Source organism: Simplicispira sp. GW247-4R2A (genome assembly GCF_059424465.1).
The window spans coordinates 45,057-54,505 of sequence record NZ_JBWKZM010000004.1 but is presented as its reverse complement, the minus strand read 5'-3'; the positions used below and the strand labels follow the sequence as shown (position 1 = coordinate 54,505).

The window sequence follows — 9,449 nt, the reverse complement described above, 5'->3', positions numbered from 1 at the left end:
AGCTTCAGCGTCAACGCGGTGGTTCCAGGCGCGCCCACGATAGGCACCGCCACGGCAGGCGCTGCGCAGGCCAGCGTTGTCTTCACGGCACCGGCCAGCAATGGAGGCTCGGCCATCACGGGCTACACCGTCACGTCCAATCCTGGCGGGTTTACCGGAACCGGTGCAGCCAGCCCGATCACGGTGACTGGCCTCACCAACGGCACGGCCTACACCTTCACGGTGACCGCCACCAACGCGGCGGGCACGGGCAGTGCATCGGCAGCGTCCAACAGCGTCACGCCATTGCTCATGACGGTGACCGGAACTGTGCCCGGTATGGCTGGTACAGCTACGGCAACGCTTTCGGGTGGGGGCAGCAGTTGCACATTGGAGCCATCTACCAGTTTCAACAGTGTGGTTGGCGCGCCTACACCTGCAGGAACGACCTTGTCGTATGGTGAGTTTGCATTCCAGGCTGTGGGCTGCACCACAAGCGTGACCATGACGCTGACCTACCCCGAGGCTTTGCCCATGAACATCCAGTTCTGGAAATATGGGCCTCAAACTGCACTGGCCCCTGTATCGACCTGGTTCAGGTGGGCAAGTGCAACGCTCAGCCCCGATCGCAAGACGGTGAAATACACCATCTCAGACAATGGGGTGGGTGATTCAGATCCCACAGTGGGCAAGATCAGTGATCCATTTGCACCAGGTTTTGGTCCACTGGTGCCGGCGAGTAGCATTCCTGTAGATGCGCCGTGGGCGCTGGCAAGTTTGTCTGCGTTGATTGGGTTGTTTGCCTGGCGCCGTAGGCGTTTGATGCTCCGCTAAAAGCCATGTGGAGGACTCCTATTGCCCAAGTTTTTGACTTGGGCAATAGGGCTTGCGTCCGCGCTGGTTTTCTGCTTTGCGCTTTGGATATGGGACAGCGCGATGCGCCTTTTCATGTGTGCAAACCGAGCTTGCAGATAATCGTTCTTCTGGTGGAAGTTGCCGGGCGGCTTCTATAGGTCAATCATTCGATTTTCATGTTTCGGTTTTTTCTCGTATTTCTTGCACTTCAGCTCAGCCTGTTCGGCATCAATATGCTCAATTGGGTTCAGCAGCATCTTGTGTTGCCTTGGACGGAATTGCTCGCCCGTTTTTGCGTCGAACTGGTGATGTGGTTTGACTCCAGTGCGGCCGCAACCGGCAAGGTGCTGTGGAACACGCAAACGGGCTTTGGCGTTTCCATTGAGCCGGGGTGCAATGGCATTGAAGCGTGCATCGTTCTGTTTGCCGCGATCGTTGCATTTCCGGAGCGCTGGCGTCACAAACTCCTCGGGGTCGGGGCAGGATTCTTTGCAGTGCAGGCGCTGAATGTTGTGCGCATCATCAGCCTGTTCTATCTCGGACAATGGAACACGGCGGTATTCAACTTTGCGCACGAATATCTGTGGCAAGGGCTGATCATGATCGACGTGTTGATGGTTTGGCTGCTATGGGTGCGTGCGGGTTTGAAGCATTCCTCTTTCCCATCATCTGGCGATTCTGGCGGTTCACCCCCGTCGTCCCCAGCGCCTCTGGTCGCGGGATAGCGAAAAAGGCTGGACTGTGCAGTTGCGTCGTCCTTCTGGTTGGTTCGCTTTCGCCCTCTCCGCATTGGGTTGGATGGTGGCGTTGACGCTCGTATGGAGCAAGGTGTCGCCATGGACTTCATGGCCCGTGGCGGAGCTATCGCAAGTTGTGCTGGAGCAGACCGCGCCCATGTGGGTGCGCAGTATCCATAGTGAACTCGGAAAAATGGAGGTCGAAACCACCGTCGAAATGCCCGTGCAGGATGCTGGTGGTCGTCTTGGTGAGCTTTCGGTCGAGGCCGATCCGGGCCGCTATGCGTATGGCCTGCCCATTTTTCTGGCGCTCTTGTTTGCGGCACGACTGCGTGGCCGTGCGGGGCAGGCCCTTCTGGGCTACTTGCTGTTGCTGCCGGCGCAAGTGTTCAGTCTGACCATGTTTGTATTGATTCAGATCGTGCTGTATGCGAAGACCAGTGCAGAGGTGCTCAAGGTGCCGCATTGGCAGATCGAAGCTATCGTGTATGGGTATCAGGTGGGTGCTCTCGTCGTACCGACTTTGGTGCCCATCATGTTGTGGCTGTGGATCGATAAGAAATTTTTTATAGAAGTGGTGGCGCCCGGGATGCGTGCGCATTTGGTGGCGTCTGCGGGGAGTGCGGCAGAGCCAGTGCCTCTTTCGCAAGAGGTATTACCGCCGATGCTGCAAACGCTCTCCGCGGAAGCAGTGACCGAGCAAACGCCACTCCGAGGCCCTGTTCGCTCGGACAGTGAGGCCACTACGCGTCTGACAAGACAGCAAGAGGAGTCGCTTATCTCATCGGATGCGGCGGCGGCCTTGCCCAAGCGCCGCTCAGACGGTTCGTGACCTGCAAGGGTGAGTAGGGTGCCTTGCGTTGGTCATCATTTTCCGTCGATATGCGTGGCTACTCGCGTGGCGCAGCATTGCCAAAAAATTGACGGATCGTCGTGATGCGCTGACATAGCGATAGCAGTGCCTGCTCAGCGAAATACCCGCTGTCCCGCCGCCACCAACATTCCCGCCATGCCCAGCACCGCAATCAGCGCAAAGTAGTCCACGCCCGCCAGCAGGGTCGCTTGCTGCGCCACCCATTGCGCCGCCTGCGCCAGTGCGAGCCGTGTGACCTCCGGCGCCGGCATTGCGCCGCCCAGCGCCTGCCGCAGATGATGAACGAGCGCAATGAACTGGGGGTTGTATGCGTTCACTTGCGCCGCCAGCACCTCGTAATGGACCGCACCGCGCCATTGCTGGCCGATGGTGGCCAAGGCAATACCCATGGCAATACCAGCCTGCCCCAGCATGTTCTTGAGCTGCTGCGCGTGGGAAAACACCGATTCGTCGTGCTCCACGCCGCGAAATGTCTGCATGGCCGACACCGGCAATACGGTCAGTAGAAACACGCTGTTGAGCGCCAGTGCGGGCAGCACGTGGCGCCACAAGTCCACGCCTGTGTTGAGTTGTGTCAGCAGCGCGCCAGAGACCGTCAGTGCCAGAAACCCGATGACCAGGAACTTGCGTGGCGAGGGGTAGCGTGGCAGCACGCGCGACATCACCCCCCAGGTGAGCAGCGCTGCGCCAAGACCCAGCGCTTCGATCAGGCCCACGGTCTGCCAGCCAAAGCCCAGCGCGCGCTGTAGCAGCATGGGAACGACATAGTTGTTGGCACCCAGCACCAGGTAGGCAAAACCGAACAGTGCCAACCCAGCCAGGAAGCGTGGGCTCCACATCTCGCGCACGCGCAGCAGCGGCTCGGTGTGGCGGTGCTGCGCGTGCAGGTAGAGGACCAGCGCTGCGAGAGCACCCGCCAGCATCAGCAGCACCGTCACCGTGTTGGAATAGAAATCGTAGTACAGGCGCTGCAGGGCGTACAACCAGCCGAAGCTTGCGCCGAGCAACAGCAACTGTTGCCAAGGCTGCGCTGCTGAGCGGCGCTGCGGCACGTCGCGCGGTCCGCCATTGAGGGCCAGTGTGGCCAGCACAAAAACAACCGTGCCCAGCGCTGCCAACAGGAGGTACATGGCCGACCAATGGCTTTGGGCTACGGCGGTGGCCGCCAGCCATGGCGCGGCGGCGATCCCCATTGCCAGGCCGGTGGCCAGGCAGCGGATACCGACAAAGCGTGCGGGGCCGCCCAGTCGGTGCTGGATGATCATGCGGCTGGCGGTGAAAAACGCGCCGCCACCCAGCGCCATCAGGGCGCGCCCCAGCAAAAAGCTGCTGAAGCTGCGGCTGCTGGCGCACACCAGGGAGCCTGCCACGCATACCACCGCACCGGCCTGGATAAAGCGCTGTCCGCCGACGCGTTCAACCCACCAGCGCTGCATGGAGATCGCCAGGATCGCCACGCTCGCGTACACCGCGGCGATCAGGCTGAATTCCTCCGGACCGATGGCGATCTCGCCCATGATGGGGGCGGCGGCAAACGCCGTCATGCCCGATTGCAGGAATTCGGTCAGCGCCAGTACGAAGATCGTGCAGCAGACCAGCCGGTTGGAGGAGGCTTTGCTCATGGCAGCGCGCAGGGGTTGCAAAAGGGTGCAGCGCTTCAGGCCGGCATCTTGCGAAACGCGATGGCAAAGCGGTTCCAGGTGTTGATGGTCGTGATCAACAGCATCAGATCCACCAGCTCTTCAGGCGTGAAATGCGGGCGGATGTCCTCCCACACCGCGTCCGGCACATGCGTGTCCGCCACCAGCGTGACGGCCTCGGTCCAGGCCAGCGCGGCGCGTTCGCGGTCGCTGAAGAACGGCGTTTCGCGCCAGGCCGACAGGGTGGCCAGGCGGCGCGTCTGCTCGCCCGCCTTGACCGCATCGCTGAAATGCATGTCCAGGCAGTACGCGCAGCCATTGATCTGCGAGACACGCAGCCGCAGCAGTTCGGCAAGCGGCTTGTCGATGCCGGATTTGGCGATGCGCTGCTCCAGCGCGCCGAGTACTCTCATGGCTTCGGGGTTGGCGGTGTAGAAATTAAGGCGGGTATCCATCGTCGGCTCCTTGGGGTGTTGTGAATGGATGCAACGATATAGGTAGCAACAATCGGCGATAAGACGGCAAAATAGCAAATACTTGTCCTAAAAATGAGACGCCACCATGGACTTGAACGACCTGCGTTACTTCGCCCTTATCGTCGAGCATGGGGGTTTCAGCGCTGCCGAGCGCGCGACGCATGTCACCAAATCCAAGCTCAGCCGCCGTGTCGCTTTGCTGGAAGAGCGCCTCGGTGCGCGCCTGTTCCAGCGCAGCACGCGGCGCCTGTCGCTCACCGAGGCGGGGCAGGCGTTTACGAGCATTGCGCCGCCATGCTGGTGGAAGCCGAGGCAGCGCACCAGGCCATTGACGCGCTGCGCTCGGCGCCATCGGGCACCGTCCGGCTGACCTGCCCGGTGGCCATCGCGCAGTTCTACGCGGCGCGCGTGGTCGCCGATTTCCTGCGCGAGCACCCCAAGGTGCGGGTGGAGATCGAATCTACCGACCGGATGGTCAACCTGATCGAAGAACGTATCGACGTGGCGTTGCGCGTGCGCACCAGCGGCCTGGAGGACCCGGGCCTGGTGACGCGGCGCATCGCCTCGGGCCACCGCGTGCTGGTGGCGGCGCCGGTCTACCTCGCAGGGCGTGAGCCTGTCGCAGATGCGGCGCAGATTGCCGAGCACGACACCGTCAGCGGTCAGCGCGAGGGCGCTGAGCAGATCTGGACGCTCACAGCCGCGGACGGGCGCAGCGCGCGCATCGCGCACCGCCCGCGCCTGCTGTGCTCAGACTACGCCGTGCAGTTGGAGGCGGTGGCGGGCGGCGTCGGCATCGGGCTGCTGCCGCTGCGCATCGTCTGGCGCGCTCTGGAAAGCGGAACGCTGGTCCATGTGGCCAAGGATTGGCGCACGCTGGAGCAGGACATCCACCTCGTGTTCGTCAGCCGGCGCGGCCTGCTCCCGGCCGTGCGAGCGCTCATCGACCACCTGGTGCTGCACATTCCGGGGGCTCTGGGGGGGTGAGCTGCTTCTGGTTTCGAGTCGCCGGCCGTGCCTTGGCCGCAGCTGACGAGCCGCGCACGACCAGCCGGCCCGGCAGCAGACGTTCGCGTGCTGGGCCTTGCAGGCCGCCCAGCCGCTCCAGAAGGCACTGCGCGGCGCTCTGCCCAATTGCGTCGGTTGGCTGAGAGACCATGGTCAGGCCAGGGCCGATCAGCGGTGCCCAGTCGGGGTCGTCGAAGCCGACAAAGCCCAGCTCGCGGCCAAAGCTCCAGCCCAGGCGCGCCATGGCCGCGGCTACGCGCAAGGTCACCACCGAGTTGCCCGCGATGATCGCCCCGCACCCGTTGGCGCCAGCGCGTTCGCGCAGCGCGCGGATTGCGGCGTCCAGTGTGCCGTCAGGTTCCCCATCAGCAGTACCCGTCATCGCTTTGCCCAGCTCCAGCAGCTGTCCACGCACGGCCTGCGCGTGCACCTTGATGCAACTCGAGAATGCGCTGGCGCGCTCCTGGCGCGAGCTTACGTCCTCCAGGGGCTGCGTGATGTAGAGCAGGTCGCGCCAGCCCTGCTCCACCAGATGGTCGTAGGCAGCGCGCATGGCGCTCTGGTTGTCCAGCGAGACGAAATCGGCGTTCAGGGCAGCATGGCGGCGATCCACCAGCACGGCGGGCCGGCCCCGGAGAATATCCGTGTCGGTTGGGTTTTTGCCCAGTGCTTCGCTTTGCCCCTGGGTGTTGAGAATAAAGCCGTCAACCTGGTAGCTGGCCAGCGCGTCGATGGCATCGCGCTCGCGCTCACGCTCGTTGCCAAGGTTGAACAACATCACCAGGTAGCCCGCCTCCTGGCAGACCTTTTCCGCGCCGCGCAGCACGGCGACGGAAAACGGATTGGTGATGTCGGCTACCACCAGGCCGATCAGCCTGGAACGCCCATGGCTGAGCGCCTGCGCCATGGGGCTTGGGCTGTAGGCCAGTTTGGCGATGGCCGCCTCCACTCGGGTGGCGATATCGGGGCTGAGCAGGCGCTCTCGGTGATTGAAGAAGCGCGAGACCGTGGCTTTGGACACGCCGGCTTCGGTGGCTACGTCGGCAATCGTCGGGCGGGTGCGCGGTACGCTAGCGGCAGCGGTGCGCACGGCTGGTGACGGGGCCGCTTCTGGCAGTGCCGGCTTCGGCGGGCGCCGGGCGCTCATGTTGCTGGGGCTGTAGGGTAAGCCGCTTCAGGCCGCTCGCCTGCCAGTGCTTGTAGCAGATTGCGCGTGGCGAGGGCGGCCATGGCGTGGCGCGTATCGTGCGTTGCCGAGCCAATGTGCGGCAGCGGCGTGACGCGCGGGTGTGTGCGCAGGGGCGAGGCGAGCGGCAGTGGTTCGGTGGTGAACACGTCAAGGCCTGCCGCGCACAGGTGGCCGTGGTCGAGCGCGGCGAGCAGATCTGCCTCGACCACGGTGGCGCCGCGTCCGCCATTGATGAAGAAGGCGCCAGGCTTCATGGCCGCGAAGAGTTTCGCATCCACCATCCCGCGCGTTGTGTTGGTCAAGGGCAGCATGGCAACCACGATATCCGATTGCGCCAGCAGGGTGGCGAGCGGTGTGTGTTCGGCTTTGCCTTGTAGCTCAGGGGCCTGGCTTGCCAGGTCCACCGCATGGCGCGCGTGGTACAGCACCGGCATGCCAAAGCCCAGTGCTGCGCGCCGTGCGATGGCTTGGCCGACGCGGCCAAAACCCAATAGGCCCAGCGTCTTGCCGTGCACGTCGGTGCCGAACAGGTCTTCGCCGATGTTGCGTGTCCAATGGCCTTCGCGCACGAGTTGCGAGAGTTCCACCACGCGGCGGCAGGTGGCCATAAGCAGTGCAAATACTGTGTCGGCCACGGTTTCGTCCAGCACGCCCGGCGTGTGGCACAGCACGATGCCACGCGCGTGCAGGGCACCGAGGTCATAGTTGTCCACGCCCACCGAAATGCTGGAGACCACCTCCAGGTGTTGGGCGTGCTCGATCAGCGCAGCGCCAAGCCGGAAACTCGACCCGATCAGACCGTGTGCTTCGGCCAGGGCAGCGTCAAAGAGTGGGCGTTGCGCAGGCTGGCGTGGGTCGGCCACCGTCACGTCGTGCGCTGCCTGCAGGCGCGCCAGCTGGTCGGGTGGCAATTCCCGGAACACGAGGATCTTCTTGCGCGTCACAGGCCGGCTTCCTGCAGTTGGGTGCGCGATGGCAGGCCCTCGGTATCGCCCAGCACCTGTACCGCGCGCGCGCCGATCCAGGCGCCGCGCCGCACGGCGGCCAGCACGGTCTGCCCCTCCAGCAGTGCAGTGATCACGCCGACGGCAAAACCGTCGCCTGCGCCCACGGTGTCGACCACTTGAACCACCGGGAAACCCGCCACGCGGCCGGTGCCCGCCACTTCGCTGTCGAAGTACGCACCTTCGGCGCCAAGCTTTACCACGACCAGCTTGGCGCCGCGCTCACGGTAGAAGCGTGCCACGCCTTCGGGCGTCGTTTCGCCTGTGAGGAACGCCCCCTCCTGCATGCCCGGCAGCACCCAGTCGGCGTAGCGCGAGAGCTCGTTGATCCAGTGCCGCATGGTCTCCGGCGAGGACCACAGCGTGGGCCGCAGGTTGGGGTCGAACGAGATGGTGCGGCCGGCGGCGCGCATCACCTCCAGCGTTCGGACGGCTGCCTGCAAGCTGGTGTCTGAAATCGCGGCGAAGACGCCGGTAGCGTGCAGGTGGCGTGCGCTGCGCAGCCATGCCGCGTCCACATCGGCCGGGCCCATCTGGCTGGCGGCCGAGCCTTTTCGGTGGTACTCCACCTGGGGGTCGCGTCCGTCGGTCACGCGCTCCTTGAACTGAAACCCCGTGCGCTGCCCGGCGTCGCACACCACGTGCGAGCAGTCGATCCCTTCGCTCTGCATGGTGGCGAGCAGCGCGCGGCCCATGGAGTCTGTGCCCAGGCGGCTCGCCCAACCGACTTTGAGGCCCAGGCGTGCCAGCCCGATCGCGACGTTGGTTTCCGCCCCTGCGGTGCGCTTGTGAAAGCCGGTGGCATGCTCCAGCGGGCCGGGCTCGTTGGCCACCAGCAGCAGCATGGCCTCGCCAAACAGGGCGACGTCGAGCGCGGTCTGCGCAGTGGCGTCGGCACTCATAGGCTCCTCCGGGCGGCGCGAATCACCTCGATCTGCGCGCGCGTGACGGCTTCCAGCGTGTCGCCCACCAGCGGGTATTCAATGGCATGGGGAACGTCGGCAGGCAGGGCCCGCAAGACCGCACGCCACGGCGCGGCCGATGCCATGAGCGGCACCGCTACCCACTTGGTCGACTGGCGCTGGACGCCCTTGCAGTGCACGTAGCGCACGTGGCGCGCCAGTGCCTGCGCAGCCTGCAGCGGGCATTCGCCTTGCCAGTGCCAGTTGCCCATGTCGAAGGTCATGCCCAGGTCCAGCCCGGCACGTTCCTGCGCATTAAAAAAGCCCTGCATGGCGGCCAACGTGCCGGCGCTCTCCGTCTGGTCGTTCTCTATCACCAGCTCGGTGGCGTGCCCAGCCAGCAGCTCTTTGAGCCGCGCGAGCGATGCGTGCGATACCGTGCCGAAACCGCCAATCGCCATCTTCAGCCGCGGGGCACCCAGCACCTGCGCGGCGTGCAGGCCGCGCGCCAGCGCCTGCTCGTCGAGTTGTCCCGTGGCGGCCCACAGCCCTTCGGGGCTGGAATACACCGCCGCCATGCCGACCAGTGCGGGCAGCTCGGCAGCAGCATCGCGCAGCAGCTCACCGCGCACTTCCACGCTGTCGGCTCCGGCAGCGCGCGAGAGCTGCGCGCACCAGAGCTGGCCATGGCGGCCGACTTCTGCCGCGCCGAAGGACGACAGGGAGATCAATACATTCATTGCTGTTCTTTCAGGAACTGCGCTCGGCACGGAACACCAGCCCCG

At 64.5% G+C, this 9,449-nt stretch carries 11 protein-coding genes; 5 read left to right on the top strand and 6 right to left on the bottom strand.

The features are described from left to right. Positions 1 to 18 precede the first annotated feature (18 nt). The 3 genes from AC07ZH_RS04360 (at position 19) to AC07ZH_RS04350 (ending at position 2,403) form a co-directional block, all read left to right on the top strand. Positions 19 to 813, top strand: coding sequence for an IPTL-CTERM sorting domain-containing protein (locus AC07ZH_RS04360; protein ID WP_495198829.1), 795 nt, complete (start codon positions 19 to 21; stop codon positions 811 to 813). 197 nt (positions 814 to 1,010) lie between these two features. After that, positions 1,011 to 1,559, top strand: a complete 549-nt coding sequence (gene xrtH / locus AC07ZH_RS04355) for an exosortase H (RefSeq protein ID WP_495198705.1) — start codon at positions 1,011 to 1,013, stop codon at positions 1,557 to 1,559. Between the two features lie 16 nt (positions 1,560 to 1,575). After that, positions 1,576 to 2,403, top strand: a complete 828-nt coding sequence (locus AC07ZH_RS04350; RefSeq protein WP_495198704.1) for an exosortase H-associated membrane protein — start codon at positions 1,576 to 1,578, stop codon at positions 2,401 to 2,403. A gap of 134 nt (positions 2,404 to 2,537) precedes the next feature. Here AC07ZH_RS04350 and AC07ZH_RS04345 read toward each other — a convergent pair whose 3' ends face one another. After that, entirely contained in the window at positions 2,538 to 4,067 is a 1,530-nt protein-coding gene (locus tag AC07ZH_RS04345) for an MFS transporter (protein ID WP_495198703.1), read from the bottom strand. A 35-nt stretch (positions 4,068 to 4,102) separates the two neighbouring features. After that, entirely contained in the window at positions 4,103 to 4,540 is a 438-nt protein-coding gene (locus tag AC07ZH_RS04340; RefSeq protein WP_495198702.1) for a carboxymuconolactone decarboxylase family protein, read from the bottom strand. Positions 4,541 to 4,646: 106 nt separating this feature from the next. Here AC07ZH_RS04340 and AC07ZH_RS04335 point away from each other — a divergent pair, with 106 nt between their 5' ends. Beyond that, the gene (locus AC07ZH_RS04335) at positions 4,647 to 4,931 is read left to right on the top strand and encodes a LysR family transcriptional regulator (RefSeq protein ID WP_495198701.1); all 285 of its coding nucleotides are present in this window, start codon (positions 4,647 to 4,649) and stop codon (positions 4,929 to 4,931) included. Then, positions 4,856 to 5,548 carry a LysR substrate-binding domain-containing protein gene (locus AC07ZH_RS04330; protein ID WP_495198700.1) on the top strand — a complete coding sequence of 231 codons (693 nt, stop codon included), beginning with the start codon at positions 4,856 to 4,858 and terminating at the stop codon, positions 5,546 to 5,548. Before AC07ZH_RS04335 ends, AC07ZH_RS04330 begins: the two co-directional genes overlap by 76 nt. On the opposite strand, the gene AC07ZH_RS04325 is transcribed toward AC07ZH_RS04330, so the two are convergent. Genes AC07ZH_RS04325 through AC07ZH_RS04310 form a run of 4 tightly spaced genes read right to left on the bottom strand, consistent with a single transcriptional unit; the run spans position 5,502 to position 9,404 of the window. Then, the gene (locus AC07ZH_RS04325; RefSeq protein ID WP_495198699.1) at positions 5,502 to 6,716 is read right to left on the bottom strand and encodes a LacI family DNA-binding transcriptional regulator; all 1,215 of its coding nucleotides are present in this window, start codon (positions 6,714 to 6,716) and stop codon (positions 5,502 to 5,504) included. The two genes, AC07ZH_RS04330 and AC07ZH_RS04325, sit on opposite strands and share 47 nt — an antisense overlap. After that, positions 6,713 to 7,702 carry a 2-hydroxyacid dehydrogenase gene (locus AC07ZH_RS04320; protein ID WP_495198698.1) on the bottom strand — a complete coding sequence of 330 codons (990 nt, stop codon included), beginning with the start codon at positions 7,700 to 7,702 and terminating at the stop codon, positions 6,713 to 6,715. Before AC07ZH_RS04320 ends, AC07ZH_RS04325 begins: the two co-directional genes overlap by 4 nt. Further along, positions 7,699 to 8,664: a sugar kinase gene (locus tag AC07ZH_RS04315; protein WP_495198697.1), complete on the bottom strand. Its 966-nt coding sequence runs from the start codon at positions 8,662 to 8,664 to the stop codon at positions 7,699 to 7,701. The genes AC07ZH_RS04320 and AC07ZH_RS04315 overlap by 4 nt, the downstream gene beginning before the upstream one ends. Next, on the bottom strand, positions 8,661 to 9,404 hold the full coding sequence (locus AC07ZH_RS04310; RefSeq protein WP_495198696.1) for a sugar phosphate isomerase/epimerase family protein: 744 nt from the start codon (positions 9,402 to 9,404) through the stop codon (positions 8,661 to 8,663). The genes AC07ZH_RS04315 and AC07ZH_RS04310 overlap by 4 nt, the downstream gene beginning before the upstream one ends. Between the last annotated feature and the right edge of the window lie 45 nt (positions 9,405 to 9,449).